Source organism: Paraburkholderia sp. RHO2 (assembly GCF_050955445.1).
Taxonomy (GTDB): domain Bacteria; phylum Actinomycetota; class Actinomycetes; order Mycobacteriales; family Mycobacteriaceae; genus Prescottella; species Prescottella agglutinans_A.
The window spans coordinates 3,716,138-3,742,856 of sequence record NZ_CP162617.1 but is presented as its reverse complement, the minus strand read 5'-3'; the positions used below and the strand labels follow the sequence as shown (position 1 = coordinate 3,742,856).

The window sequence follows — 26,719 nt, the reverse complement described above, 5'->3', positions numbered from 1 at the left end:
CGGTAGCCTGGATAACTGTGCATCCTGATGTTTCCGCTGACCTCGCCGAGCTCGACACCACCCTGACCACGGTCGAGAAGGTCCTCGATGTCGAGGAGCTGCGCCGCCGCATCGACGAACTCGAGCACCAGGCGTCCGATCCCGATCTGTGGAACGACCAGGAGCACGCGCAGAAGGTGACGAGCCAGCTGTCGCACGCGCAGGCCGAGCTGCGCCGCGTCGAGGAGCTGCGCTCGCGGCTCGACGACATGACGGTTCTCTACGAGCTCGCCGAGGAGGAGGGGCCGGACGCGGTCGCCGACGTCCACGCCGAGCGCGCCGCCCTGCGCACGGACATCGAGGCGATGGAAGTCAAGACGATGCTCTCGGGCGAGTACGACGCGCGCGACGCGCTCGTCAACATCCGCGCCGGCGCGGGTGGTGTCGACGCCGCGGACTGGGCCGAGATGCTCATGCGCATGTACATCCGCTGGGCCGAGAAGCGCGGCTACGGCGTCGAGGTCTACGACACCTCCTACGCGGAAGAAGCCGGCATCAAGAGCGCCACCTTCGCCGTCAAGGCCCCCTACAGCTACGGCACGCTGTCGATCGAGATGGGCACGCACCGCCTGGTGCGCATCAGCCCCTTCGACAACCAGGGCCGCCGCCAGACCTCGTTCGCCGAGGTCGAGGTCCTGCCGGTCGTGGAGACCACCGACCACATCGACATCGACGAGAACGACGTCCGCGTCGACGTCTACCGCTCGTCCGGTCCGGGCGGACAGTCCGTCAACACCACCGACTCGGCGGTGCGCCTGACGCACATCCCCACCGGCATCGTCGTCACCTGTCAGAACGAGAAGTCGCAGCTGCAGAACAAGGTGTCCGCGATGCGGGTCCTGCAGGCCAAGCTGCTCGAGCGCAAGCGCCAGGAGGAGCGCGCCGAGATGGATGCGCTCAAGGGCGACGGCGGCAGCTCGTGGGGCAACCAGATGCGCTCGTACGTGCTGCACCCGTACCAGATGGTCAAGGATCTGCGCACCGACTACGAGGTCAACAACCCGTCGGCGGTGCTCGACGGTGAGCTCGACGGATTCATCGAGGCCGGCATCCGCTGGCGGATGAGCGAAGCGCAGGAAGCCCAAGCCTAGGCCGTATGCAGACCACCGATCTCGCCCTGTCCATCGTCCCACTGACCCGACTGCAGGACTGGCTGCAGACCACCGGACTCCAGATCGCGCTGACGGTCCTCGGTGCGCTGATCGTTGCCCGCTTCGTCAGCTGGGCGGGCGGCCGCATCACCCAGCGCATCGACGACAACTACCAGCAGGGTGATGCCCTGGTCCGCTCCGAGGCGACAAAGCATCGGCACTCGGTGGCGCAGGTCGTCACCTGGGTCATCATCACGATGGTCTATGTGATCGCGGTGGTGAAGGTGCTCGCCCAACTCGGCCTGCCCATCGGCAGTCTCGTGGCCCCCGCAACGGTCCTCGGTGCCGCGCTCGGTTTCGGCGCGCAGCGCGTGGTCCAGGACATACTGGCCGGGTTCTTCATCATCACGGAGCGCCAGTACGGGTTCGGTGACACCGTCCAGATCGCGGTGACCGGTTCCTCCAAGGACGCCGAGGGTGTCATCGAGGACGTCACCCTGCGCGTGACCCGGATGCGGAACGCGGACGGCGAGGTCATCACGGTCCCGAACGGCCAGATCGTCAAGGCCGTCAACCTGTCCAAGGACTGGGCGCGGGCCGTGGTCGACGTGCCGATCCCGGCGACCGCGGACATCAACCACGTCAACGACATCCTGCACCGCGTCGGCGTCGACGCCTACGAGGACAAGGCGTTGCGTCCGCTGCTGCTCGACACCCCGACAGTGATGGGTGTCGAGAGCCTCGAGATGGACCAGGTGAGCGTCCGGTTGGTCGCACGGACGTTGCCGGGCAAGCAGTTCCAGGTGGGCCGCGCGCTACGCGTCCGCGTCGTAACCGCGCTGCGCCGGGCGGGCATCACGGTCTCGGCCGAACTCGAGAACGAAGCGGTGGAAGAGGACGCCTCATGAGCCCGCAGGAGAAGATGTCGCAGCTGTGGGGACGGATTCCCCGCAGGATGTTCGGCGGGCGGATGCGGACCTCCACTGTCGTCATGTGTGTGCTGTGGCTGGCGCTGGCGACCCTCAACTCGTATCTGATCGATCAGACGAGCGCCTCGAAGGACAGTTCGCAGGGGACCGGGGTCGAGCAGAGTCAGCCGTACGACCCGCCACCCGCCATGAGTCGGCAGACCTCGTCGTCCACCACCACGACGACATCGATGCCGCCGTCCGCCCATAGCAGCACGTCGTCCACCCCGCCGTCGCAGTCGGAGACGAGTCGTACGGACCGCCAGCCGGGTGCGACGACGACCACCCCGGGCGCCGGGCCCGGCACGACGACCCGGCAGGAGACGTCGGGTCAGTCGACGACAACAACGGAGTCTGTACAGCAGCCGCAGGAACCGGCCGGGACCACCGCCGGTGCGGAGACAACCACCGTTCCGAGCCCGGAAGGCTGACGTCACCGGGCGGGGCGCGTCGTTGCCCTAGATCACTGTTCGATAACGGCTAGACTGACTCCTCGTGATCAGCGTCAAGGATGTCTCGAAGTTCTACAAGGCCTCCACTCGGCCGGCACTGGACAAGGTGAACCTCGAGATCGACAAGGGCGAATTCGTGTTCCTGATCGGGCCGTCGGGCTCGGGCAAGAGCACGTTCATGCAGCTCCTGCTCAAGGAGGAGACGCCCACCTCCGGGGACATCCACGTCGCGGACTTCCACGTCAACAAGCTGTCCGGTCGGCGCGTGCCGAAGCTGCGGCAGAGCGTCGGATACGTGTTCCAGGACTTCCGGCTGCTGCCCAACAAGACGGTGTCGCAGAACGTCGCGTTCGCGCTCGAGGTGATCGGCAAGTCCCGATCGGTGATCGAGCGCACCGTCCCGGAGGTGCTCGAACTCGTCGGCCTCTCCGGTAAGTCCGACCGCATGCCCAACGAGCTGTCGGGCGGCGAGCAGCAGCGCGTCGCGATCGCCCGCGCGTTCGTGAACCGCCCGCTGGTCCTGCTCGCCGACGAGCCCACCGGCAACCTCGACCCCGATACCAGCGCCGACATCATGTTGCTGCTCGAGCGGATCAACCGCACCGGCACCACGGTGCTGATGGCGACGCACGACCACCACATCGTCGACTCGATGCGCCGGCGCGTCGTCGAACTCGACCTCGGTCGCGTGGTGCGTGACGAAGCGAGAGGCGTGTACGCCGTCGGCCGCTAGGCCCCGGCACACGTCCACCGACACCGCGCCAGACATCCGCCATCGAACAGACGACACAAGGACTGCGATTCCCCGATGCGTGCCAGCTTCATCTTCAGCGAGGTCGTGACCGGCCTGCGCCGCAACATCTCGATGACCATCGCGATGATCCTCACGACCGCGATCTCGCTGGGGCTGTTCGGCGGTGGCCTGCTGGTCGTGCAGATGGCCGACAAGACACAGCAGATCTTCCTGGATCGTGTCGAGGTGCAGCTGTTCCTCACCGAGGACATCTCCGCGTCCGACCCGGACTGCGTGCAGGACATCTGCCGCGGCCTGCGCAACGACCTGGAGAACACCGACTCGGTGGTCTCCGTGCAGTACCTCAACCGCGACGACGCCGTCGTCGACGCCACCGACCGGGTCTTCAAGGACCAGCCCGAGTTGGCGTCGCTGGTGAGCCCGGAGAGCTTCCCGGCCTCGTTCAAGATCAAGCTCAGCGACCCCGAGCGGTTCGGCGTCATCAATGCCGAGTTCGGCGAGCGACCCGGCATCGACAGCATCCTCAACCAGCGTGAGCTGGTCGATCGTCTGTTCAGCGTGCTCGGCGGCATCCGCAACGCGGCGTTCGCGATCGCGATCGTGCAGGCGATCGCCGCGATCTTCCTGATCGCCAACATGGTTCAGGTGGCCGCGCTCACCCGCCGGACCGAGGTCGGCATCATGCGCCTGGTCGGTGCCACCCGCTGGTACACACAGCTTCCGTTCCTACTCGAGGCCGTCGTCGCATCGTTGATCGGAGCGGCGCTCGCCATCGTGGGCCTGTTCACCGCGAAGAACCTGTTCATCGACGACGTCCTCGCCGACATCTACGACGCGAACATCGTGGCCCGGATCTCCAACAGCGACGTGCTGCTGGTCTCGCCGTTCATCGCGATCGTCGGCGCCGGCATGGCCGCGATCACCGCGTACATCGCGCTGCGCCTGTACGTGCGGGACTGACGACGACGCGGCGGCAAAATCGGGTTGCCGCGGGCCCTATGCTGGTAGTCGTACCAACCCAGGTCACAGCAGAACTGACGGCGGATCGAGGACAGTGAGGGCCCGCACGTGAAAGAGAAGGGCCGCAAGGTCATCGCGACCAATCGCAAGGCGCGCCACAACTACACCATCATCGACACCTACGAGGCTGGTGTCGCATTGCTCGGCACCGAGGTGAAGAGCCTGCGCGACGGCAAGGCGTCGCTGGTCGACGCGTTCGCGACCGTCGACGACGGCGAGGTGTGGCTGCGCGGACTGCACATCCCCGAGTACGCGCAGGGCACGTGGACCAACCACGCGCCGCGGCGGACCCGCAAACTGCTGCTGCACAAGCGTGAGATCGAGCACCTCGTCGGCAAGACCCGTGAGGGCAACCAGACGCTGGTGCCGCTGTCGATGTACTTCTCCGACGGCAAGGTCAAGGTCGAACTCGCCCTCGCGAAGGGCAAGCAGGACTACGACAAGCGCCAGGATCTGGCGCGACGAACCGCGGAGCGGGAGGTCACCCGCGAACTCGGGCGACGCGTCAAGGGCATGCGCTGACCCCAGTCCTCCTCGCGCTCGTGGCCGCGATCGGCTACGGCGTCAGCGACTTCGTCGGGGGCGTTGCGTCCCGGCGGGTCGCCGCCCTGCGGGTGGTGATCGTCTCCTACCCGCTCTCACTCCTGTTGGTGCTCGCGCTCGCCCCGTTCCTCGGGGGAGAGATCAACGGCGAGGCACTCCTGTGGGGCGCAGCGTCCGGTGTCGGCTCGGGTCTCGCGGTGTGGTGGTTCTACCTGGCGCTCGCGTCCGGCCCGATGGCCGTCGTCTCGCCGCTCACCGCGGTGCTGGTGGCCGGTCTGCCCGCGATCGTGGGCATCCTCCTCGGCGAGCGGCCCGGCGCTGTCGCGTATCTCGGGATCGTCGTCGCGCTCGTCGCGGTCGTGCTGGTGTCCCGGGAGTCGCCCGACGAGGTGGCCGGCGAGGTCGCCGGGGGCCGCGAGCTGCGGTTCACCCGGACCGTCGCGTGGCTCACCGTCGGGTCGGGTGTGGCGTTCGCGTTCGCCTTCGTCGGCCTGCACGAGATCCCCGACGGCACCGGCCTGTGGCCGCTCGCCGCCGCCCGCGCCACGGCGGCCGGCGTCGTGTGGGCGGTTGCGCTGGCGTCACGGCAGTGCCGCCCGCCGCACGGCGAGGTGCTGCGCCTGACGGCCTACATCGCGGTGCTCGACGTAGTCGCCAATGCCGCGATGATGTACGCGTTCCAGGGCGGTCTGCTGTCGCTGGTGAGCGTCATCGGCGCGCTGTATCCGGCCGCGACGGTGCTGTTGGCGATGGTGATGCTCGGCGAACGCGTCAGCCGGGTCCAGCAGGCCGGGATGCTGTTGGCGCTCGCGTCGGTCGCGATGATCGCGGTGGCCGCCACGTAAGGGGAAGATGCGGCGGCCACCGCCGCCCTACTCGGCGACCCGCTCCCACATCTGCAGGTACGCCTCCGCGCCACGGGACATGTCGTCCAGGAACTGCTGCCCGTCGTCACCGGCGGACTTGCGCATGCCCTCGATCCAGTCGGGGATCATCCCGTACTGGGCGAGGCCGTCGGTGTTGAAGTCGAACACTCGGGTGCCGGCGCGCTGCCGGTCCATCACGGTGCCGCCGTCGAACGTCGTGAACGGATACTCGACGCGCGGCTGACCGTCCTTCGGCGGGGCGGGCTGGGAACCGAAACCGTTGGTGTCGGCGCCGTATCCGTAGCCGAAGTAGAACTTCTCGTCGCGGTTCTCGCGGGCATCGCGCCACTCGCTGAGAAGCGTCTCGGGCGGGCCCGCGTACGACGCGACGAAGCCGCCGAGCTTGTAGATGCGTTGGTAGTTCGACGTATCGGTCCAGCTGTGACTCGACACGACACCCGAGTAGTGCGCGTCCTCCAGGATCTTCAGCGCCGCATCGGCGGTCTTGACGCCCATGTGGTCGACGTCGAGGATCATCCCGCGCTGCATCACCCCGCGGACCGCGTACTCCCCGAGCGGGGTCAGGCCACGGGCGTTGCACACGTCGCCCGGCGGGTAGACCGGGAGCGTGACACCGGGCGGCAGCGACTTGGTCAGTTCCGCGGTGCCGCCGTCGACGTTGCCGATCGGGTTGTCGGCGGCCACGCCGGTGCACGGTTCGACCTTCCAGAACTCGCCGGTGCCGAGGAAGTTGCCGATGTTGACGGCGGTTCCGGTGAGGCCCTCGTCGAAGCGCACGCCGCCGAGGGCGTTGTCGAACTTGTGGGTCAGGATCACCTGCCGCACACCCATCGAGTACAGCTCGTCGAGGCCGGCGTCGATGTCCTGCTCGGTGCACTGGGGTACGCCGCTGCGCACACCGCAGCCGAACGGCTCCGAGATTTCCACCCCGAGCGTCACCGCGAGCTTGCCCGACGCGGCCACCCGGCGTGCGTCCGCGGGGGAGCTGACGATGCGGAACCAGCCGCGACCCGGACCGCCGTACTGGGCGTCGACATAGTCCTGGATCTCGTGTGCCTGCCGGGCCTCGATGCGGATGGTCTCCGTCTCGTCGCACGGATTGCTGCGCAGCGGGTACAGCTCGCACAGCACACGATTCGACACGAGCAGGTTGGTGAAGATGCGCAGGCCGCCGCGCCACGCGCGCTCGACCCAGCGGTAGTACGTCTGCTCGTGCGTCATGGAGTCGTACGACGGGACGTCGGCGAAGCTCGGCCACATCGTGGTGTCGTGCGACTCGAACGGGTTGCCGTGCGAGAGGACGTTCTCGAGCAGGGCGGGCATGCCGTTCGGCTGGTGGTCTGCGCAGTCCTGCAGCGCGTCGGTGATCCCGAGCGGCGAGTACGGCTCGCCGCAGCGGATCTCGCCGCCGATGAACTCGTTGGCGTTCATGTGGACGTGCGCGTCGATGAAGCCCCGAACCTCGCCGGACGGGGTTGCCCCGACCGGGGTACCGGTCGCGTTCACCTCGGCCTCGGGGAAGTCGGCGCAGCCGTCGGCGGCGGTGAGCCGGAACCGGCCGGCCTCGGGATCGGTGCCCGGATCGGTGACCGTGAGCCGTCCGTCGGAACGGTTCACGCTCAACTGTTTTCCGGTCACGGTGCCTGTCGCCGTGTAGACGCCGTCGGTGAACGTCAGCATCCAGTCGGACGCCGGTGTCGCCTGCGGCGACGCGGTCACCTTGCCCGACTCGCCGGCGATCATGGTGGAGTCGTTGCCGTAGAACAGGAATCGGCCGAGCTGCGCGGCCTGCATCCGGAACCGGGTGGCCGACGCGGCGTCGGCGCCGCTCCGGAAGCCGTCACCGTCGCGGGCGACGAACCCCGGTGCGACGTCGGACGTCAGCGTGTAACAACCACCGGCGAGCCCGTAGACGGGGTCGGCGGGTGGACCGGGATCGGTGGGGTTCGGCGAGAGGGGTGCCGACACCGCGCTGGCGGTCGCGGCGACCACGAGGGTCAGGGTGGCGCCGACGAGCGCCAAAGCCCGTCGTCGAACGGATCTGGATGCACGGGTCATCGACGGCCATCTCCTGCAGGGAGCCGAAAGGTCATTGTCTGGCAGCAGGGTAGGTCAATTTGGACGCGCGTCCAGGTGCTTTCGCGCACGGGTCTCGAGGTGTGGACATATACGATTCCCGCGTCGACGTAAACGCTGGTCGGGGGATCAGCAGGTGGTCGGTGCGGGCATCCCGGCGAACCGATCCTTCAGATACTGGAAGGCCTCGGGCAGGCCCACCGCCGCGTTCGTCATGTGCTCGGCGATGGGGTAGCCGCGGAACATCAGGGTGGCACCGGCCTTGCAATACCGGTCGGCGGTCGCCGCGACCGACTGGTACGGCGTCAGCTGGTCGGTGGTGCCCTGCCACATGAAGACCGGCGCGGTCGGGATGCCGGGGAAATCGACCAGGCTGTTCTCGCGCATGACGGCGCGAATACCCGCGTCCTGCATCAGGCTCGTGGACTGGGCGACCTCGTTGACGCTGTGCAACAGACCTTTCGCGATGATCATGGTCCGGCACTCGTCCCTGAGCTCGTCGCGCAGCGCCAGACCGGCCGGGCTGAGCTGCGAGCTCACCGGCAGGCGATCCGGGTACTCGCGTTCGAGCCCCATCGCCGCCGCGAATCCGAGGCCGAAACCGGGATGCCGATCCGCGAGCCCGAGACCGATCGCCATCTCCTCGATGTCGGCCGGGACGCCGCCCTGCGCGACGCCGACGAGCTTCACGTCGGGCGCGTAGGTGGGGTTGAGGGCCGCCGCCCACGCGGTGGCCATGCCGCCGCCCGAGTAGCCGGCCAACGCGACCGGGCTCTCCGACAGCCGCAGCTCGGGGAGTCGCTTGACCGCGCGGACGCCGTCGAGCGTGATCATCCCGCCGAGCCTCGCGGCGCCGTACGCGCTGTTGGGGCCGAGGTGATCCGGGATCGCGACCGCCCACCCTTGCGCGAGCGCGAGCGGCAACCCGAAGACGTCCTTGATCTCGCCGGTGAAGAGGGCCGCCGACGGGGCGCACCGCATGCCGAGCGAGTTGACGATCGCCTGGTACGACAGCACCGGCATGTCGGACGGCGCGCCCACCGGCTTGATGACCGTCGTGACCGCCGGGATCGGGTCGCCGGCCGAATTGGTGGACCGGTACTTGATCTGCCACACCTCGTTGCCGGGCGCCAGCCACGTGTCGGCGCGCCGGACCGCGAGCACGTCGCCGGGGGCCTTCGACGCGATGTCGGGGGGCGCGGCATAGAAGGGGTCCGGTAGCGGCGTGGGATACGCGGGGGTGGCCGTCGCTGCGGGCGCTGCGAGGATCCACGCCGTCACGGTGACGACGGCGAGCGATGCCATGATCGTGAGCCGACGCGCCAACGAACTCATGCGTTTGTTCCCCCAACGGTGGATGTCGAACGGTGGATGTCGAGTGACCAAGGTCACCGAATCGTGGGTCTCGGGGCACGACCCTAACGGAACCGGTTACCCCACTGACGGTAAACGCGCAGATAGCGGGGACGCGGTACGGCGTTCGTGGTTCTCGTCCGGATCGTCGGCGAATAATAGGGATGATTCCCGCGGGCGCGCGGGTTACAGTAGGTAGCCCCACGAGAGACGTGGGGACGTACGGGGCTGAACGGTTTCGACTGCGTACGTTGAGTTAGGGGAAGCGTGTCGGTGCAGGCAAGAGACCACCGTGAGCGTCGCTGCAAACCAATAAGCGCCGATTCCAATCAGCGCGACTACGCCCTCGCTGCCTAAGTAGCGACTGCGTGTCTGTCAGCCCGGGTTCGCCCTCGACCCGGATCCTGGCATCAGCTAGAGGGCTCTACCGTTCCACTCGGTCGCGGAGTGGGGCGGGACAACCAACAGCGACTGGGATCGTCATCACGGCTTGTTCGCGAGACCGGGAGATCCAAGTAGAGGCATAGCGAACTGCACACGGAGAAGCCCTGGCAAAGCGGCGGAGGACCCGGGTTCGATTCCCGGCAGCTCCACCAAGGGGCCTGATCGGACAGTGTTTCGACACTCTCGGATCAGGCCCTTTTTGCTGTCCGGGTGGCGGAATCCGTGTGAAGTGCGTTGCCGCGCCGCGCGGCGTGCCATGATCGTTCGCGTTCGAATCCGGTGCGGGGGAAACGCCGGATCTGTCGGTTGTGCCAGGGGTTGCGGCGCGTCCCGACACCGGGGCGGGTCGTCACAGGGAGGGATGCTGCGATGACGGATGTGCAAGACACCACGAGCGAGCGGCGAGCGGGGAGTGTCGACGAACTCTCGGGCGGGCGGGTTGCGCTCTCGGACGGGCGCTACGCGTGGGAACTGCCGGTCTCGACGGTGTCGAGCTTCGACGACGTCGTCACTGCTGTTGCAGCTCAAGTATTTCCGAACGCCAGTGTCACCGCGGTCAGCACGCATGCCGACCTGCCGACGACGGGTTCCCTCAACGTGGCCGTGCAGCCGCACCTCGGTGGGGCCTCGGTTCAGATTCACTGTCGAGATCATCTGACGACGTCGCCCGTCGTCAATCCGGCCGGGTTCGCGCTGCTGTTCGAGGCTGTCGTGTCGTCCGGCGAGACCGTGCCGGACCCGAACCCGTTGGTGTCCGGGTCGGCGCAGTCGGTTCCGCGCCCCGAGCCCGCGGTGGCCGCGGTCGAGTCCGCAGGCCCCGACGTGCCGCCGCGTGATGCGGCCGAGCGTCTGACGTTCGCGACGTGGGCGGTGGTGACCGGTAAGTCGGCGAAGAGCATCTTCGCGACGCTGCCGATCCTCGACGACGCGACCGCCGCGAGGATGGCGGTGCGGCTGACGGATCGAGCCGGTGGGGAGATCAGCGTCGACGACGTGCTGGATGCGGAGACGATCGAGCAGCTGGCCGAGACGGTGCGTCAGCATCTCGAGGACGGGCTGAAGATCGACGGCCTGGTGCGGACGCTGCGTCCGCGGGCCGAGGGGTCGGATGCGGTGCCGGTGTTCGTGTTCCACCCGGCCGGAGGATCGACGGTGGCGTACGAGCCGCTGCTCAAGCGGCTGCCCGCGCACACCCCGATGTTCGGTCTCGAGCGCGTCGAGGGCCCGCTGCAGGAACGCGCCGCCGCGTACGTGCCGCTGCTGCGGGAGATCCAGGGCGACGGCCCGTACGTGCTGGCCGGCTGGTCCTTCGGCGGGGCCCTCGCGTACGCGGTGGCGAAGCAACTGCGGCGGGACGGCGCCGACGTCCGGATCGTCGGGCTGATCGACACCGTCATGCCCGGCGAGAAGGTGGAGGACACCCCGGACGAGATCCGGGCCCGCTGGCAGCGCTACGCGGCCTTCGCGAAGAAGACGTACAACCTCGACGCGCCCCTGCCGTACGACAGGCTGGCCGCGGCGGGGAGCGACGAGGAGCAGATCCGGATCCTCATGGACCTGCTCGAACTCAGCGGCGCCCAGATCCCCGGCGGGATCATCGAGCACCAGCGCACGTCGTGGCTCGACAACCGGGCCATACCCACCACCGACCTCGAAACCTACGACGGCGACGTCGTGCTCTACATGGCCGACACCTACCTCGACGACCAGATCGCGCTCGAGCCCGCGTTCGGAACGCGTCAGCCGGACGGCGGTTGGGGCGAGGCGGTGGAGAAACTGGAGATCGTCCGTATCCCGTGCGATCACATCCAGATCATCGACGAACCGTATGTGGCCAGCGTGGGAGCACACTTGAGTGGGAAACTGGCCACCATCGACGGTGGCGTGCAACGGGTCTGAACCCGTCGAGTGGAGGGAGCACGTCGTGCAGGTCGTGGACCGGGCGGCGACGACCATTCTCGGGATCGAGGTGGTGGCGCCGTTCGCCGAGCTCGCCGTCGTGGTGCCGCAGGCGTGGGCGCGTGTCTTCGCCCGCCGCAGCGATCTGCTGACCGGTCCCGACGACGTGTTCGTGGAGTTCAGCACGGACCTGGGTGACGGCGACTACCGCGAAATCCTCGGTGTCGTCGTCGACGCGCTGCCTTCGTCGTTGCCGGAGGGGTGGAGCATCGCGAAGGCGCCGGCCGGTCGATATCTGCATCATCGGCATCTCGGGGAGGAGGCCGCGATCGCCGACACGTTCGGCGCGATGTACCGCTGGGCCGAGGTGAACGACCTGCAGGCCGGCGCGCACAAGCTCGACGTCGGGTACCGACCCGGCCGTGCCGGGGCCCACGACCTCTACCTGAGTGTGGGTCAGGGCCCCGCCGCGACCCACATGGCTGCGGACGCTCGTCGCCGGTGACACTGCTGCGATGATCAAGCGGGCGAGGACGCCGGGATCGCGCGCTCGGTCGCGACCGGCACGTCTGGATCGGTGACGGCGACGGACGGGAGCGACGCGATGGTGGAGGCTCGGGCGCTGGTCGTGGTGGCACTAGGCGGCGCGATAGGCGCGAGTGTCCGCTTCCTCCTCTCCCAGCAGTTCCCCGGGATCTGGACGATCGCTGTGATCAACATCGTCGGGTCCCTGCTGCTCGGTGTGCTCGCGGCGATGCTGGGTCCCGACCGGTTGTGGCGACTGTTCCTCGGTGTCGGTGTCCTGGGTGGCTTCACGACGTACTCCACGTTCGCCGTCGACGTCGTGCAGAACCCGGGGTCGGCGGTGCTCTACGTGCTCGCGACCCTGGTGCCCGCGCTGGTCGCGGCGCGCATCGGGATGGGCGTCGGCGAGTACCTGCACGCGCGCCGACGGGGGGAGACAGCGTGACGGTGCTGTGGGTCGCTCTCGGTGGCGGCGCCGGGGCGTCGGTCCGCTACCTGGCGGGTCGTCACTTGCACTCGTACGGCAGCTTTCCCGTCCCGACGTTCGTGGTGAACGTGATCGGCTGCCTGATCCTCGGACTGCTCGCCGGGGCGACACTGCCGGCCGCAGTGTTCGCGTTGGTCGGCAGCGGATTCTGCGGTGGTCTGACGACGTACTCGACGTTCGCGAACGAGGCCACCGGTCTGGTCCGGGTGCGTCGATCACTCACGTCTGTGTTGTATGTCACCGCCAGCCTCGTCGTCGGTATCGGTTTCGCCTGGTTGGGGTTTCGGATCACCGGCTGAGTCCGATGAACCGGCAGGTAGCCTCCGCTCCTGGCACGATGGAACCGAAGCAGTTCCAGCATGACGGAGGCGGAGGGGTAGATGGTGCACGAACGTGCGGGACAGGTGGCACTGCCGGAGGATCTCGAGGATCTGGCACACCTGGTGTCTGCGTACTACACGCGCACACCCGATCCGTCGGACCCGCAGCAGCAGGTGGTGTTCGGGACGTCGGGACACCGCGGATCGAGCCTCGACTCCGCGTTCAACGAGGCCCACATCCTCGCGACCACGCAGGCCATCGTGGAATACCGCACCGCACAGGGCATCACGGGGCCGCTGTTCCTCGGCCGTGACACGCACGCGCTGTCCGAGCCGGCGTGGGCCACCGCGCTCGAGGTGTTGGTCGCGAACGGTGTTGCGGTGGTGATCGATTCGCGCGACGGCTACACGCCCACTCCCGCGGTGAGCCATGCGATCCTGCGGCACAACGCTTCCGGATCGGCCGGGCAGGCCGACGGCATCGTCGTCACGCCGTCCCACAACCCGCCCCGCGACGGTGGCTTCAAGTACAACCCGCCGCACGGCGGCCCCGCCGACAGCGACGCCACCACCGTCATCGCCGACCGGGCCAACGACCTGCTGCGGTCGGGGCTGTCCGGCATCGCCCGGGTGCCGCTCGCGCGCGCGCTCGAGGCCGCCGGCCGCTACGACTTCCTCGCCGCCTACGTCGACGACCTCCCCAGCGTGCTCGACCTCGACGCGATCCGGGCGTCCGGGCTGCGCATCGGCGCCGACCCGCTCGGCGGCGCGTCCGTCGACTACTGGGCGGCCATCGCCGAACGGCACCGCCTCGACCTCACCGTCGTCACCCCGCTCGTCGATGCGACGTGGCGGTTCATGACCCTGGACGGCGACGGCAAGATCCGCATGGACTGCTCGTCCCCGTACGCGATGGCCTCGCTCATCGCCGCCCGCGACCGGTTCGACCTCGCCACCGGCAACGACGCGGACGCCGACCGGCACGGCATCGTCACCCCGGACGGCGGCCTGATGAACCCGAACCACTACCTGGCCGTCGCGATCGACTACCTCTACACGTACCGCGCCGGGTGGTCGCCGACGACGAAGGTCGGCAAGACCCTCGTCAGCTCGTCGATGATCGACCGCGTCGCCGGCGGCCTGGGACGCCCCGTCGTGGAGGTGCCAGTCGGCTTCAAGTGGTTCGTACCGGGGTTGCGCGACGGCACTCTCGGCTTCGGCGGCGAGGAGAGCGCCGGGGCGTCGTTCCTGCGGCACGACGGCAGCGTGTGGACCACCGACAAGGACGGCATCCTGCTGGCGCTGCTGGCCGCCGAGATCACCGCGGTCACCGGGCAGAGCCCGTCCCAGCGGTACCGCGAGCTCACCCGGCAGCACGGCGATCCCGCGTACGCGCGGATCGACGCGCCGGCCACGCGCGAGCAGAAGGCGATCCTGTCGAAGCTCTCGCCCGAACAGGTGACCGCCACCGAGCTGGCCGGCGAACCGGTCACCGCGACGCTCACGGCGGCGCCGGGCAACGGCGCCGCGATCGGCGGCCTCAAGGTCGTCACCGAGAACGCGTGGTTCGCGGCGCGGCCGTCCGGCACCGAGGACGTCTACAAGATCTACGCCGAATCCTTCCGCGGCCCTGAGCATCTCGCCGAGGTCCAGTCCGCCGCGCAGGACGTCGTCTCCCGCGCACTGGGACTTGCCTGATTCGGTCCCGCACGTCGCCGATAGATTCGTCGGCGATGAGAAACTCGACTGAGTCCGCGACGAGCACCGACACGAAGCTGCCCAAGGAGATCTGGGTCCTGGTCGTATCGGCGTTCATCGTCGCCGTCGGGTTCGGCATCGTCGCCCCGGCACTGCCGCAGTTCGCGCGCAGCTTCGACGTCGGTTTGACCGCAGCCAGCGCCGTGATCAGTGCATTCGCGCTCATGCGCCTGATCTTTGCGCCGATGAGCGGCGCCCTCGTGCAGAGGCTGGGGGAGCGACCCACCTACCTGTCCGGACTGCTGATCACGGCGGGGTCGACGGGCGCGTGCGCGTTCGCCCAGGACTACTGGCAGTTGCTGGTCTTCCGGGCGCTCGGCGGCATCGGGTCCACGATGTTCACCGTCTCGGCTCTCGGTCTGCTGATCCGGATGTCACCGCCGGAAGGGCGCGGCCGCGTGTCCGGCGTGTACTCGGGGGCGTTCCTGATCGGCACCATCACCGGCCCGCTGTTCGGGGGCGCGCTCTCGCAGTTCGGGCTCCGGGTCCCGTTCGTCATCTACGCGGTGGCGCTGCTGGTGGCGGCATCCGTCGTGTACTTCGCGCTCCGGAAGTCGCATCTCGCCGAGCCCGAGGGCGAGAGCGGACTGCGCACGATGACGCTGCTCGAAGGTCTGCGGTCGTCGATGTTCCGGGCGTCGCTCGGCTCGAATCTCGTGACCGGGTGGGTGATCTTCGGTGTCCGGATCTCGCTCGTGCCGCTGTTCGTCGTCGAGGTCCTGGGCGGTGACGAGGCGACAGCGGCGATCGCGCTGACGGTGTTCGCGCTCGGCAACGCCGCGGTCCTGATGCGGTCCGGCCGGATGTCCGACCGGATCGGCCGCAAGCCCTTCGTGGTGACCGGACTGGTCATCTGCGGGACGGCCACCATTGCGATGGGGCAGACCGACAACATCGTCCTCTTCTATCTCGCGACGGCGGTGTGCGGCGTCGGCTCGGGCTTGATGGGACCGGCGCAACAGGCCGCCGTGGCCGACGTGGTCGGCTCCGAGCGGCGTGGCGGCCCGGTCCTGGCCGCGTTCCAGATGACGAACGACATCGGTGCGTTCGCCGGACCGCTCGTTGCCGGCGTCGTCGCACAGAAGTGGTCCTTCGAGGCGGCTTGGGCCGTGACCGGCGTGATCATGCTGCTGCCGATACTGCTGTGGATCCTCGTGCCCAAGGGGCGTGTCGCGGACGACGCGGACGGCGGGGAGACTCCGCCGACGCCGACGGCTCAGCCGGGCACGCCGACGCCGATGAGCGGGCCCACCAGGTAGGTGGCGCCGACCGCGACCGCACCGAACAGCAGTTGCCGAACGGCCCCACGGATCTGGGACTGGGCGGTGAAATGCGCCGCGAGCGCGCCCGCGAGCAGTAGACCGCATGAGTGTTCCGTTGTAGATGTCGGGAAGCAGGAATTTCTGACTTTCGCTGTGCTGGGGAGAACGCTTATTTAGCGTGCCGCGCATCGAGATCCGGTGTCGGTCGGCGGCGCCGGAGACGCGCAGACTGGGGGATCGGGAGTGAATCGGCGTTTTATGGCAGGCCTCATGTTCGTCACTGCGGGAATCCTGACGGTGCCGGCGGCCGGAACCGCCGCCGCGGAGGAGATCAACTCGGATGGCATCATCATCTGTCCCCTGATCTACCCCGCGCCTGAGGGTTGTGGAGGGGACTACACCTCCAGCATCGGCAACATCGACCTCGCGACGCTGCTGGGGTCGCTCAGCGCGAGCATGTAAGTTCCTGGCCGTACGTCCGGCCGACGTCAGCCCAGGTCGGTGGCCTGTCCCGTCGCCCCGTCGTGAAAGGTCCTGTTCGGTAGCGTGTGGGGCGTGTGGATACGCATTGTCAGCCTGCTCGCACGCTTCGGCCTGGCCGCCGTGTGGTTGATCTCCGGGTGGATCAAGTTCATCGATCCCACGCAGACTGTGGTCGCGGTCCGGGCCTATCAGTTGCTGCCCGAGGACCTGGTGCGACCGGTCGCGTACTCGATGCCGATGTTCGAGATTGCCCTCGGCCTGTTCCTGGTGATCGGTCTCGGGGTGCGCGCGGTGGCTGTCGCGTCGAGCGCGATGCTGCTCGTCCTCATCGGCGTGATCATCTCGGCGTGGGCGCGCGGGCTGTCGATCGACTGCGGATGCTTCGGCGGCGGCGGCGCGGCGGACGTCGACTCCTGGGACTATGCGCGGGAGATCGCCCGAGATGTCGGATTCCTGGCGTTGGCGGTGTGGCTCGTGGTCTTCCCGCGCAGCCCCCTATCCCTAGGGCCGCGGTCGCGCGCGCCGTTCTCAGTGCCTGCTCAGGCTGCGGTGGCAGAGTAGGGGCCGAGTAGTGCCTGTCGCACGTTCCCGTGGCGGGCGCTCCGGTCAGTTCCGAACGGATCTCACACCCATGACGAAGGACGCGAAGTGAGTTCGAAGAAACCGAAGTCGGTCAAGTACAACCCGCAGCCGACATCCAGCAAGGCCACGTACATCATCGGCGGTCTCGCGATCGTGGTGATCGCGGCCCTGGTGATCGGCGGCATCCTGCTGACGAAGAGCAGCGACGAGCCGCGTAACGCAGGCTACGGCGCGGTACAGAACTCGGCCGTCCAGGTGACGATGGAGGACGCGGGCGTGGTGCGCCTCGGACTTCCCGACGTGACGAACACCATCGACATGTTCGAGGACCCGATGTGCCCGTTCTGCGCGCAGCTCGAGGAGAAGCACGGCCAGGAGGTGGCGCAGGCCATCGACGAGGGCAAGCTCGCGGTTCGCTACCACATCCTGAACTTCCTCAACCGGCTCTCGGCGAGCGGCGACTACTCGACCCGCGCTGTCGCCGCGTCGCAGTGCGTCGCGACGACCGGCGACGCGATGGCCTACTCCAAGTTCCACGGCGAGCTGTTCTCCCCGGCCAACCAGCCGCCCGAGAACGGCAAGTCGGACCTGTCGAACGAGGATCTCGCAAAGCTGGCGAAGGACGCCGGCGCCAACGAGGCGGCCGTCAACTGCATCACCAGCGGTGAGCGCATGCAGCAGGCGGCGGCGGACGCCGAGACCGGCCGTGCGGCCCTCGCCGCGTCGGGCGCGACCGGCACCCCGGCCGTCATCCACAACGGCCAGGACGTGGACGCGCTCGGCAACCCGGACTGGGTTTCCCAGGTTTCGCAGTAGAACGTGCCCGGTGGCCGGCTCGTCCGGGCCGGCCACCGGCGGGCATCTTGCCTCTGACCAGGCGATTTGTAGCCCGCGACGGCGATGGTGTAACTTTCTTTCAGCGCGAGGGAGTCACTCCGGAAGCGCAGAGAACAACTCAACACGGGGCTATGGCGCAGCTGGTAGCGCACCACACTGGCAGTGTGGGGGTCAGGGGTTCGAGTCCCCTTAGCTCCACTCCGAAACTCCGGGCCACGATCATCCGATCGTGGCCCGGAGTTTTTGCATGTCCGGGCCGCGGTCGTGTCGCTCGGGTTTTGGTCGTGCCGCGCCGCCGATCGGGAGCGCGGCACGACCAACGGAGGAGCGGCGCGCTTCAGGCCGAGTCGACGTCCGCGTAGTGCTCGACGGTGGGGAACGGGTCGTAGAAGTGGTGTAGCAGTCGACGCCACTCCTGGTATTCGGGCGAGCCCCGGAATCCGTCGGTGTGTGCCTCGAGGCTGTCCCATTCGACGAGGAGTAGGTACGCGTCGGGGCGTTCAATGCAGCGGGACAGGTGGAGGCTTCGGAATCCGGGCATCCCGGCGACGATCTGCTTCGCCCGACCGAACGCCGACTCGAACTCGGCGGTGTGTCCGGGCTTCACCTGCAGGGGCGCGTGCTCGAGGATCATCGGGGCATCCTCGCAGACGGTGCCAGGTGGTGGCGTGGAGTTGTCTCACACGCCACCACCCGACGGCTCACCCGGGCAGGGGGGGGAATCGCCGGGTGAGCGCCGTTGCTGCCCAGGGGGGAGGGGCAACTTTTTGAACTGTAGTGCAATTTGTGGTGTGAAGCACGTCGAAAGCAGGTCGATCGACAGAGTGTGTCCCAGGTCGCACGGAGGATCTCTGCGTGGGACGGCTCACTCGCGGTGGGGTAGCGGGCAGTCGCCGCAGTAACCCGAGACCGCGGTCCGATAGAACAGGCAACAGCTCCGGCGCCGATAGCCGGACGGTCCCCGTTCGAGGGTCGGCACCAATCGTGGGTCGTGCAGGACCTGGTCGGCGACGGTGATCGCGTCGGAGCCCGTTTCGCCGTCGAGCACGTGGGCGGTGCCGACGAGGGCCGACGCGACGTTGCCCCACAGCAAGTGTGCGGACATCGGCTCGGCGGCCCGGATCGCGGCGATCAGCGGTTGCAGGTGCCGGTCGAGCACCGTCTCCCGCGCTGACGCGACGAGATCCCCGCCGTCCCGGCCGCGCGGCTCGCGCACGTGCAGGCGGATCTGCCCGCGGTTCTCGTGCCACAGCAGTTCCTCGGGATCGAGCGCCAGGACCAGCCGGCCCCGCACGACCGCGCCGAGAGCGAGCGACCACAGGCGCGCGGCGTAGCCCATCAAGAGCGTCGACGCGGCCACCCGCCGCTCGTCGGCGCCGATCTGTTCGCCCACGTGGGTGACGACGGCGGCGAGGGTTGCGGGGTCGTCGTACAGGCGTCCGACGGGGCGCCACGGCCCCGGGCCGGGTTCCCCGGTGGTGACGGTGAAGTATGGGCCGACGGTCGCCAGATCGGCCAGGGTCCCGGCGACGGCGGTCGGCGAGGATCGGCGCCAGTCGTGTGGCTGTAGGTCCATCGCCTCCCTCGATCCCGGGGTGGTGGATCCCGCAATCCCGTCACATCGTCCAGGCCCCGAGGCTAGTACGATGGCCGGTCGATGTTGTCGGCGACGCGGAGGGTCGGGGTGGCGAAGAAGCGGAGTACGCGGTCGATCCCGGTCGTCGTGGTGGCCGGATTCCTCGGTTCGGGGAAGACGACCCTGCTCAACCACCTGCTGCGCAACAACGGCGGCACCCGGATCGGCGTGATCGTCAACGACTTCGGGTCGGTGAACATCGACGCGATGATGGTTGCGGGCCAGGTCGATTCGATGATGGCGCTCAGCAACGGCTGCATGTGCTGCGCCGTGGACGTCAGCGACATGGACGCGATGCTCGACCGGCTCGCGCACCGCACGTCGGAGATCGACGTCATCGTCGTCGAGGCGAGTGGTCTCGCCGAGCCGCGCAACATGATTCGGCTGGTCCTGGGCAGTGAGAACCCGTACATCACCTACGGCGGACTGATCATGCTCGTCGACGGGGCCGAGTACCAGAGCAGCCGGGAGCGGCATCCCGAACTCGACCAGCACGTCGCGATCGCGGACCTGGTGGTGCTCAACAAGACCGACCGCATCGGCGCGGACGACCACGACGCGCTCCTCAGCGACGTGTGCCGGATCAATCCGCGTGCCGCGGTGGTCTCCACCGTGCGGGGGCGGGTCGACCCGGGCCTGCTGTTCGATCCCCGGCCGCGCCGCGCGCCGCAGCCGGGCGAGCAGCTGACGTTCGACGAGTTGCTCGCCGCCGCCGACGACACGTGCAGCGAGTGCGGCGGGCACCACGACGACCACATCCACTCGATGTACCAGAGCGTGACGTTCACCTCGGAGCTGCCGATGCACCCGCGGCGGCTCGTCCAGTTCCTCGAGAAGCAGCCCGCCGGCGTCTACCGGATCAAGGGGTATGTGTACTTCGGTGTCCCGGGACACCAGCAGAAGTATCTGCTGCAGGTGGTGGGCGACCACATCGCGTTCCACCCGCAGCGGTGGGAGGCGGGGGAGGGCCGGCGCACCGAACTCGTCGTCATCGGCACCGACCTCGACCCCGAGTCGATCGACGCGCTGCTCGGCGCCTGCACCGAGCCCCAGGCGGAGAGCCTCGACGCCGACACGATGATGGGCGTGCACCGCTACACCGTCGACGCCTGACGGACCCCGACAGGTCGTACTTCCGCGGCGACTACCGTGGAGTGGTGACCGAATCTCTCGTTTCCGTGTACGAAGCCATCCGCCGACGCCGTGACGTCCGCGCCGAGTTCAGCGGTGAACTGATCCCGGACGAAACCTTGCAGCGCGTGCTCGGCGCGGCGCATGCGGCGCCGAGCGTCGGCAACACCCAGCCGTGGGACTTCATCGTCGTGCGTAACCCCGACACCCTCGACACCTTCGCCCAGCACGTCGCCGGCCGCCGCAAGGCGTTCGCGGACTCGTTACCGGAGGATCGCCGGAAGACGTTCGACCCCATCAAGATCGAGGGCATCCGGGAGAGCGGCACGGGCATCGTCGTCACGTATGACCCGGCGCGCGGCGGCCAGAACATCCTCGGCCGGCACACCATCGACGACACCGGCATCTTCTCGGCGGTGCTGGCGATCCAGAACCTGTGGCTCGCGGCGGCGGCCGAGAACATCGGCGTCGGCTGGGTGTCGTTCTACGAGGAGGAGTACCTCACCGAACTGCTCGGCATCCCCACGCCGGTGCGGCCGATCGCGTGGCTGTGCGTCGGCAAGGTCGACAAGTTCCAGGATGTCCCCGACCTCGAGCGCTTCGGCTGGCGGAACCGTCGGAACCTGGCCGACGCGATCCACTGGGAACGCTTCTGACACACACGCGGGTGCGGTGACAGAAGCAACCTCGCGCAAGCCTCCGCATCCCGTCTCTCACTCGTGGAGTTCGGGACTCGTGCCGTGCCGATCGAATCGAAGGCGAGGTTCGGGATAGTCGCCGTAGGCGGCCGCGACTTCGTCGAGGTGGACGAGGGTGGGGAAGTCGATGACGGGTTGGTGTTCGGCGAGGAAGGCCGCTGACGAAGGCGGCAACCAGATCTGTGATCGGGCGCTACGCTGTCGCCATCCCCTTCCGGGGCGAGAGGCGCTGCGACGGAACCGGTCCGCCACGCTCAACTTCGGACGACACGACCAAGGGCGCCTCCTGCTTCAGGAGGATGACAGTGAGCAGCCCGATGACGACGTGGGGCCTCGGAGACTACCCACTGATGGGCCGTTGCCTGCAGTCCGCGGCCGTGGCAGCCGTCGATGCGGCGGCGGTCGGGCCGGGCGACCGGGTGGTCGACGTCGCCACCGGCACAGGCAATGCTGCACTGCTCGCGGCCGCGCGCGGGGGCAGAGTTGTCGGCATCGACGTCGAGACGAAGCTGCTGCGGTTGGCTGAGGTGCGTGCCCGCGCCACCCGCTCCGACGTCGAGTGGCGGTGGGGTGATCTGGAAGCGCTACCCTTCCCGGATCGATCGGCCGATGTCGTGCTCTCGGTGTTCGGTGTGATGTACGCGGCCGATCATGCGATCGCAGCACGCGAACTCGCGCGAGTCGCTGCGCCCGGCGCCAGGGTGGTGCTCGCGTCGTGGGTGCCGGGCAGCGTGCTGCCGGCGATGGGGCAGGTACTGAACGTTTACCTGCCGCCACCGCCCATCGGCAGCGGCCCTCCCAGTCGCTGGGGTGACCCCGCCGCGCTGGCCGAGATGCTCGAACCTCACCGGCTGCGGCTCACCGCCACCTCATCCGGTCGGGTCACCTTGCGCTTCTCCTCATCCGAGGAGGCGGGTGACTTCCTGGTTCGCACGGCGGGCCACGTTGTGAGCGAACAGGAAAGGCTGACCGCAGAGGGGCGCTGGGGCGAGTTGCACCGGGATCTGCGCCGATTCGTCGAGCAACGGGGAGAACGCCGCGGCAACGAACTCGTCCTGCCGCTCGATTACCTGCTTGCCTCGGCGGTCAAGGCGCCGGAGCACGTCGGTGACAGCGTCACAAGGCTGTGAACCCCGTCGGTTCGAACACGAAGCGGCCCCGGAAGAGTCGGAAACTCACCCACGGCGGCGGCGTGAGCCGCCCGTCGACCCGCCCGCGCCGGACCCGTTGCCACCGGTCGAACCGGGGCGTCCACCCGAGCGGCGGCGACCACCGCCGGCCGCGGCACCCGCGCTCTCGGTCCGGGGACCGCGCCCGCGGCCCTGCCCCTGGCGCTGCGACTGTCCGCCCTGTCCGCCGCCGCGACGGGCCGGCCGCTGGCCGCCACCGGTCGGCTTCTCCGCCTTCGGGGCCGGCGGCACGTGCGGTGCGGGCTCGCCGACGAGCCGGATCACGTGCTCCGACTCGGCGGTCACCTGGACCGGTGTGACCTTGATCGCGGCCTTGCGCATGAGCACCGACAGATCCTTGCGCTGATCCGGCAGCACGATCGTGACGACATCACCGGCGCTGCCGGCCCGCGCGGTGCGGCCCGAGCGGTGCAGGTACGCCTTGTGTTCGGCGGGCGGATCGACGTGCACGACGAGTTCGACCTCGTCGACGTGGACGCCGCGCGCCGCCACGTCGGTGGCGACCAGGACGCGGGCCGAGCCCTCGGAGAAGGCGGCCAGGTTCCGGTCGCGCGCGTTCTGGGACAGGTTGCCGTGCAGATCCACCGACGGGATCCCGGCCTCGGTGAGCTGGCGGGCGAGCTTGCGGGCCTGATGTTTGGTGCGCATGAACAGGATTCGCCGGCCCTGGCCCGACGCCAGTTTGTGGACGAGGGCCTTCTTGACGTCCACGCCGGTCACGTCGAACACGTGGTGGGTCATCGCCGCGACCGGCGAATTCGCCTCGTCCACCGAATGCAGCACCTCGTTCTGCAGGAAGCGCTTGACCAGCTTGTCGACGCCGTTGTCCAGCGTCGCCGAGAACAGCAGCCGCTGACCGCCCTTCGGTGTCGCGGAGAGGATGCGGGTGACGCCCGGCAGGAATCCGAGGTCGGCCATATGGTCGGCCTCGTCGAGGATCGTGATCTCGACGTTGTCGAGCGTGACGAAGCCCTGCTTCATCAGGTCCTCGAGCCGGCCCGGGCAGGCGACGACGATGTCGACGCCGGACTCGAGCGCGTTCACCTGCCGGTGCTGGGAGACGCCGCCGAAGATCGTGGTCACCCGCAGGCCGAGGGCCTTCGCGAGCGGTTCGAGCGTCGCGGTGATCTGCGTGGCCAGCTCGCGGGTCGGCGCGAGGACCAGTCCGCGGGGCCGACGCGGACGCCGCTTGCCGCCGGCCAGACGGGCCGCGAGGGGAATCGAGAAGGCGAGGGTCTTGCCGCTGCCGGTCTTGCCGCGGCCGAGGACGTCCCGGCCCGCGAGGGTGTCGGGCAGGGTGTCGACCTGGATGGGGAACGGCGCGGTGATCCCGCCGTCGGCCAGTGCGGCGACGATGGGGGCCGGAACACCCAGGGACGTGAAGGAGGCGGACTCGCCTGAGGGGGAGGTGACGCTGGTGGACAAGTTCCTCGGTGCCTTTCGGGCATTCGTCATGCACGCCCGCGGCCGGAGATGTCCCGGATGCACGGCGGCCTGCACAAGGTGGCGACTTTGCCGGTGGGCAAGATCGAGCGCCGCAAGACATGCTCGAGAAATGAAGCGTTCTACGACGCTGGACGCCCCTCGCGAGGCGTCCAGTTCCTGCCACCATACCGGGCCGCGGCCCCGCGGTCGGCTAGAGGCCCACCCACTCGGAGACCCCGGTGGTGAACCGTTGGCGCTTCCAGATCGGCACCTCGGCCTTGATCCGTTCGACCAGTTCGGCGCACGCCGCGAACGCCTCCGCGCGATGCGGTGCGGCAACCGCCGCGACCAGCGCCGGATCCCCGATTGTGAGCTGGCCCACGCGATGTACGGCGGCGACGGGCAGCCCGGTCCGCTCGGACACCTGCTCGCAGCACTGGCGGAGGAACCGCTCGGCGTCCGGGTGAGCCTGGTACTCGAGGGCCGACACCGACCGGCCGCCGTCGTGGTCGCGGACCACCCCGGTGAAGACGACCACGGCCCCGTGTTCGGGCCCGGACACGGCGGCGTCGACGGCCGCCGGATCGAGCGGTTCGGCCGAGATGCGGGCCAGCAGTTCACGCATCGTGCGCACCTCCGCCGGCGATCTGCGCGAGCAGGTGCTCGAGGATCGGATCCAGCACCGACAGTCCGTCCTTCACCCCGCCCGGCGAGCCTGGCAGGTTCACGATCAGCGTGCGGCCCGACAGCCCCGCCACCCCGCGGCTGAGCGACGCGTGCGGGGTCACCTTCGTCCCGCGTCGGCGCATCTCCTCGGAGATCCCGGGCAGCTCCCGGTCCAGCACCGCGCGCGTCGCTTCCGGTGTCGCATCGGTGGGGGAGGCGCCCGTCCCGCCCGTCGTGATCACCAGGGCGGGGGCGTCGGACAGGGCGTCGGCGAGCCCGGCGGCGATGTCGGCGTCGGCGTAGACCAGCGGGCCGCGGACGGCGTGCCCGCGGGCGGTGAGCCACTCGGCGATGGCCGGACCGGTGGTGTCCGGGCGGGTGCCGCGGGCGCCGCCGGTCGACGCGACGAGCACCGTGGCCGCACCGAGGCGGACCTCGGCGCCGTGAGTCGTGGGCGCCTCGGCAGCGGGCGCTTCCTCGCGCCGCCACCGGCCCCGCTTGCCGCCCTCCTTGGTGAGCAGTCGGACGCCGTCGAGCGTCGCGGCCGGGTCGACGGCCTTGACCATGTCGTGCAGGGTGAGTCCGGCCACGGCGACGGCGGTCAGCGCCTCCATCTCGACACCGGTGGGGCCCTTGGTTTTCGCGGTCGCCTCGATCGTGATCGACGACTCCGTGAAGCCGAACTCGACCTTCACCGAGGACAGCGCCAACTGGTGGCACAGGGGGATCAGCTCGGACGTCTTCTTCGCGCCGGAGATGCCGGCGATCCGGGCGGTCGCCAGGACGTCCGCCTTGGGCATGTCGTCGGCGCGCACCAGCGCCACCACCGCGGGCGTGGTGACCAGCTCGCCGGCGGCCACCGCGATCCGCGTGGTGTCCGCCTTGGCGCTCACGTCGACCATCCGGGCGCGGCCTTCGCCGTCGAGGTGGCTCAGTTCGCTCGTGTTGTGCTCGGTCACTACAGGGGCCACACCTTCACTCGTTCGCCCGCCGCCAGGGAGGTGACGTCGGCGGGCACATCAATCAGGACGTCGGCCCACGCGAGCGCCGCCACGAGGTGCGAGCCCGGACCGGAGACCACCTCGACGCCGGTGTCGGTGCGGCGGCCGCGCAGGAACTGGCGTTTGCCCGCCACCGAGGTGACGTCGTGGTCGAGGACGGCGTTCTCGCGGGGGACCGCGGGCAGGCCGGCCGCCCGGCGCAGCAGCGGACGCAGGAACACCTCGAACGAGACCATCGTGCTGACCGGGTTCCCGGGGAAGGTCAGCACCGGGATCTCGTCGACCGACGCCAGGCCCTGGGGCCCGCCCGGCTGCATCGCGACCGGACCGAACCGTGCGCCGAGTTCGGTGAGGACGTCCTTGACCACCTCGTAGTCGCCCATCGACACCCCACCGGACGTGATCACCAGCTCCGCGCGGGCGACCGCGCGCCGCAGCGCCGTGCGGAAGGCGTCCGGTTCATCGCTGCTGCGGTCCACCACCGCGACCTCGGCGCCGTTGGCGCGCAGGCTCGACGCGAGCGCGGGCCCGTTGGAGTCGTAGATCTGACCGGGACCCGGGGTGGCGCCGGTGTCGACCAGTTCGGCTCCCGTCGTGATCACCGCGACGCGGGGGCGGGTCCGCACCGCCACCGAACCGAGCCCGACCGCCGCGAGCACCCCGAGATGGCGGGGCCCCAGCACGGTGCCGGCGGGCAGCAGCAGCATGCCAGTGCGCACATCGCTGCCGCGTTCACGGACGAAGTCGCCGACGCCGCGCGACCGCTGCACCGTCACCTTCCCGTCCGAGACCTCCGTGTCCTCCACGGGCACAACGGCATCCGCGCCGTCGGGCATCACCGCCCCGGTCATGATCCGCACCGCGGTGCCGGGCACGTGCGGGGCGGGTTCGGCCGGGCCGGCGGGCACCGTCGCGGCGATCGGCAGGGTTGTCGGGACATCCGCGACCGACGCGGCATCGACTGCGAATCCGTCCATCTGCGAGTTCCGGAACAGCGGCAGGTCGACGGGGGAGGTGACGTCGTACGACAGGGCCCGGCCCAACGCGTCGTCGAGTCGGACGGTCTCGGACGGCCGGGTCAGGAGCGGTCCGAGCAGTTCGGCCACGTCGGCGGCGTGGTCCTCGACGGATCGTGCGGTGCCTGCGGTGCGTCTCTGGCCTGAGTGCCGCTGCGCCTGTGCCATGAGTGCCA

The 26,719-nt window shown here is 69.1% G+C and carries 28 protein-coding genes, 1 tRNA gene and 1 other RNA gene; 21 read left to right on the top strand and 9 right to left on the bottom strand.

The features are described 5' to 3' along the window. Positions 1-17 precede the first annotated feature (17 nt). The 7 genes from prfB to ABTV10_RS17420 all read left to right on the top strand — a co-directional run bounded on the left by prfB (position 18) and on the right by ABTV10_RS17420 (position 5,712). Positions 18-1,130 carry a peptide chain release factor 2 gene (prfB, locus tag ABTV10_RS17450; protein WP_433605926.1) on the top strand — a complete coding sequence of 371 codons (1,113 nt, stop codon included), beginning with the start codon at positions 18-20 and terminating at the stop codon, positions 1,128-1,130. Between the two features lie 5 nt (positions 1,131-1,135). Next, the gene (locus ABTV10_RS17445; protein WP_499028849.1) at positions 1,136-2,038 is read left to right on the top strand and encodes a mechanosensitive ion channel family protein; all 903 of its coding nucleotides are present in this window, start codon (positions 1,136-1,138) and stop codon (positions 2,036-2,038) included. Continuing rightward, positions 2,035-2,529, top strand: coding sequence for an Rv3103c transmembrane domain-containing protein (locus ABTV10_RS17440; RefSeq protein WP_499028847.1), 495 nt, complete (start codon positions 2,035-2,037; stop codon positions 2,527-2,529). Before ABTV10_RS17445 ends, ABTV10_RS17440 begins: the two co-directional genes overlap by 4 nt. Before the next feature lie 64 nt (positions 2,530-2,593). Beyond that, positions 2,594-3,283, top strand: a complete 690-nt coding sequence (ftsE, locus tag ABTV10_RS17435) for a cell division ATP-binding protein FtsE (protein WP_499028845.1) — start codon at positions 2,594-2,596, stop codon at positions 3,281-3,283. A gap of 75 nt (positions 3,284-3,358) precedes the next feature. Further along, positions 3,359-4,264, top strand: a complete 906-nt coding sequence (ftsX, locus tag ABTV10_RS17430; protein ID WP_499028843.1) for a permease-like cell division protein FtsX — start codon at positions 3,359-3,361, stop codon at positions 4,262-4,264. A gap of 108 nt (positions 4,265-4,372) precedes the next feature. Next, complete coding sequence (gene smpB / locus ABTV10_RS17425) at positions 4,373-4,846, top strand: SsrA-binding protein SmpB (RefSeq protein WP_499028841.1); 474 nt, start codon at positions 4,373-4,375, stop codon at positions 4,844-4,846. After that, positions 4,843-5,712, top strand: coding sequence for an EamA family transporter (locus ABTV10_RS17420; RefSeq protein WP_499035204.1), 870 nt, complete (start codon positions 4,843-4,845; stop codon positions 5,710-5,712). Before smpB ends, ABTV10_RS17420 begins: the two co-directional genes overlap by 4 nt. Before the next feature lie 27 nt (positions 5,713-5,739). On the opposite strand, the gene ABTV10_RS17415 is transcribed toward ABTV10_RS17420, so the two are convergent. Together ABTV10_RS17415 and ABTV10_RS17410 are read right to left on the bottom strand one after the other, a co-directional pair. Then, complete coding sequence (locus ABTV10_RS17415) at positions 5,740-7,812, bottom strand: hypothetical protein (RefSeq protein ID WP_499028839.1); 2,073 nt, start codon at positions 7,810-7,812, stop codon at positions 5,740-5,742. Between the two features lie 147 nt (positions 7,813-7,959). Further along, positions 7,960-9,165, bottom strand: a complete 1,206-nt coding sequence (locus ABTV10_RS17410; RefSeq protein ID WP_499028837.1) for a lipase family protein — start codon at positions 9,163-9,165, stop codon at positions 7,960-7,962. A gap of 242 nt (positions 9,166-9,407) precedes the next feature. Between ABTV10_RS17410 and ssrA the strand changes: the two genes are divergently transcribed. The 7 genes from ssrA (at position 9,408) to ABTV10_RS17375 (ending at position 15,875) form a co-directional block, all read left to right on the top strand. Further along, positions 9,408-9,779: a transfer-messenger RNA gene (gene ssrA / locus ABTV10_RS17405) on the top strand. Between the two features lie 217 nt (positions 9,780-9,996). Continuing rightward, on the top strand, positions 9,997-11,526 hold the full coding sequence (locus ABTV10_RS17400; protein ID WP_499028835.1) for a thioesterase domain-containing protein: 1,530 nt from the start codon (positions 9,997-9,999) through the stop codon (positions 11,524-11,526). A gap of 25 nt (positions 11,527-11,551) precedes the next feature. After that, positions 11,552-12,031 (top strand): GyrI-like domain-containing protein, encoded by a 480-nt coding sequence (locus tag ABTV10_RS17395; RefSeq protein WP_499028833.1) that lies wholly within the window; start codon positions 11,552-11,554, stop codon positions 12,029-12,031. 72 nt (positions 12,032-12,103) lie between these two features. Beyond that, positions 12,104-12,496, top strand: coding sequence for a fluoride efflux transporter FluC (locus ABTV10_RS17390; RefSeq protein ID WP_499028832.1), 393 nt, complete (start codon positions 12,104-12,106; stop codon positions 12,494-12,496). Further along, a complete protein-coding gene (crcB, locus tag ABTV10_RS17385; protein WP_499028830.1) occupies positions 12,493-12,837 on the top strand; it encodes a fluoride efflux transporter CrcB in 345 nt (114 codons plus the stop codon). Before ABTV10_RS17390 ends, crcB begins: the two co-directional genes overlap by 4 nt. Positions 12,838-12,918: 81 nt before the next feature. Beyond that, entirely contained in the window at positions 12,919-14,556 is a 1,638-nt protein-coding gene (pgm, locus tag ABTV10_RS17380; protein WP_499028828.1) for a phosphoglucomutase (alpha-D-glucose-1,6-bisphosphate-dependent), read from the top strand. A 35-nt stretch (positions 14,557-14,591) separates the two neighbouring features. Next, a complete protein-coding gene (locus ABTV10_RS17375; RefSeq protein WP_499028827.1) occupies positions 14,592-15,875 on the top strand; it encodes an MFS transporter in 1,284 nt (427 codons plus the stop codon). Here the strand turns inward: ABTV10_RS17375 and ABTV10_RS17370 are convergent. Further along, positions 15,833-15,973, bottom strand: coding sequence for a VIT1/CCC1 transporter family protein (locus tag ABTV10_RS17370; RefSeq protein WP_499035202.1), 141 nt, complete (start codon positions 15,971-15,973; stop codon positions 15,833-15,835). The genes ABTV10_RS17375 and ABTV10_RS17370 overlap by 43 nt on opposite strands. Positions 15,974-16,148: 175 nt before the next feature. On the opposite strand from ABTV10_RS17370, the gene ABTV10_RS17365 reads away from it, so the two are divergent. From ABTV10_RS17365 to ABTV10_RS17350, 4 genes are all read left to right on the top strand, one after another. Then, positions 16,149-16,340 carry a hypothetical protein gene (locus tag ABTV10_RS17365; protein WP_499028825.1) on the top strand — a complete coding sequence of 64 codons (192 nt, stop codon included), beginning with the start codon at positions 16,149-16,151 and terminating at the stop codon, positions 16,338-16,340. A gap of 93 nt (positions 16,341-16,433) precedes the next feature. Continuing rightward, positions 16,434-16,922, top strand: a complete 489-nt coding sequence (locus tag ABTV10_RS17360) for a MauE/DoxX family redox-associated membrane protein (RefSeq protein ID WP_499028823.1) — start codon at positions 16,434-16,436, stop codon at positions 16,920-16,922. 87 nt (positions 16,923-17,009) lie between these two features. Next, entirely contained in the window at positions 17,010-17,759 is a 750-nt protein-coding gene (locus tag ABTV10_RS17355; RefSeq protein ID WP_433605900.1) for a DsbA family protein, read from the top strand. A 146-nt stretch (positions 17,760-17,905) separates the two neighbouring features. Further along, a tRNA-Ala gene (locus tag ABTV10_RS17350) sits at positions 17,906-17,978 on the top strand. A 139-nt stretch (positions 17,979-18,117) separates the two neighbouring features. Here the strand turns inward: ABTV10_RS17350 and ABTV10_RS17345 are convergent. Together ABTV10_RS17345 and ABTV10_RS17340 are read right to left on the bottom strand one after the other, a co-directional pair. Next, a complete protein-coding gene (locus ABTV10_RS17345; protein WP_499028821.1) occupies positions 18,118-18,414 on the bottom strand; it encodes an antibiotic biosynthesis monooxygenase family protein in 297 nt (98 codons plus the stop codon). Between the two features lie 231 nt (positions 18,415-18,645). Further along, complete coding sequence (locus ABTV10_RS17340) at positions 18,646-19,356, bottom strand: (2Fe-2S)-binding protein (RefSeq protein WP_499028819.1); 711 nt, start codon at positions 19,354-19,356, stop codon at positions 18,646-18,648. A gap of 108 nt (positions 19,357-19,464) precedes the next feature. Between ABTV10_RS17340 and ABTV10_RS17335 the strand changes: the two genes are divergently transcribed. The 3 genes from ABTV10_RS17335 (at position 19,465) to ABTV10_RS17325 (ending at position 22,375) form a co-directional block, all read left to right on the top strand. Beyond that, a complete protein-coding gene (locus ABTV10_RS17335) occupies positions 19,465-20,529 on the top strand; it encodes a CobW family GTP-binding protein (protein ID WP_499028817.1) in 1,065 nt (354 codons plus the stop codon). Between the two features lie 44 nt (positions 20,530-20,573). Continuing rightward, a complete protein-coding gene (gene bluB, locus ABTV10_RS17330) occupies positions 20,574-21,203 on the top strand; it encodes a 5,6-dimethylbenzimidazole synthase (RefSeq protein ID WP_433605892.1) in 630 nt (209 codons plus the stop codon). Between the two features lie 419 nt (positions 21,204-21,622). After that, positions 21,623-22,375, top strand: a complete 753-nt coding sequence (locus tag ABTV10_RS17325; protein ID WP_499028815.1) for a class I SAM-dependent methyltransferase — start codon at positions 21,623-21,625, stop codon at positions 22,373-22,375. Between the two features lie 45 nt (positions 22,376-22,420). On the opposite strand, the gene ABTV10_RS17320 is transcribed toward ABTV10_RS17325, so the two are convergent. The 4 genes from ABTV10_RS17320 to ABTV10_RS17305 all read right to left on the bottom strand — a co-directional run bounded on the left by ABTV10_RS17320 (position 22,421) and on the right by ABTV10_RS17305 (position 26,711). Continuing rightward, positions 22,421-23,860 (bottom strand): DEAD/DEAH box helicase, encoded by a 1,440-nt coding sequence (locus ABTV10_RS17320; protein ID WP_499028813.1) that lies wholly within the window; start codon positions 23,858-23,860, stop codon positions 22,421-22,423. A 211-nt stretch (positions 23,861-24,071) separates the two neighbouring features. Next, positions 24,072-24,485: a molybdenum cofactor biosynthesis protein MoaE gene (locus ABTV10_RS17315; protein WP_499028811.1), complete on the bottom strand. Its 414-nt coding sequence runs from the start codon at positions 24,483-24,485 to the stop codon at positions 24,072-24,074. After that, on the bottom strand, positions 24,478-25,485 hold the full coding sequence (moaCB, locus tag ABTV10_RS17310; RefSeq protein ID WP_499028809.1) for a bifunctional molybdenum cofactor biosynthesis protein MoaC/MoaB: 1,008 nt from the start codon (positions 25,483-25,485) through the stop codon (positions 24,478-24,480). Before moaCB ends, ABTV10_RS17315 begins: the two co-directional genes overlap by 8 nt. Further along, positions 25,485-26,711, bottom strand: a complete 1,227-nt coding sequence (locus ABTV10_RS17305) for a molybdopterin molybdotransferase MoeA (protein WP_499028807.1) — start codon at positions 26,709-26,711, stop codon at positions 25,485-25,487. The genes moaCB and ABTV10_RS17305 overlap by 1 nt, the downstream gene beginning before the upstream one ends. Positions 26,712-26,719 lie beyond the last annotated feature (8 nt).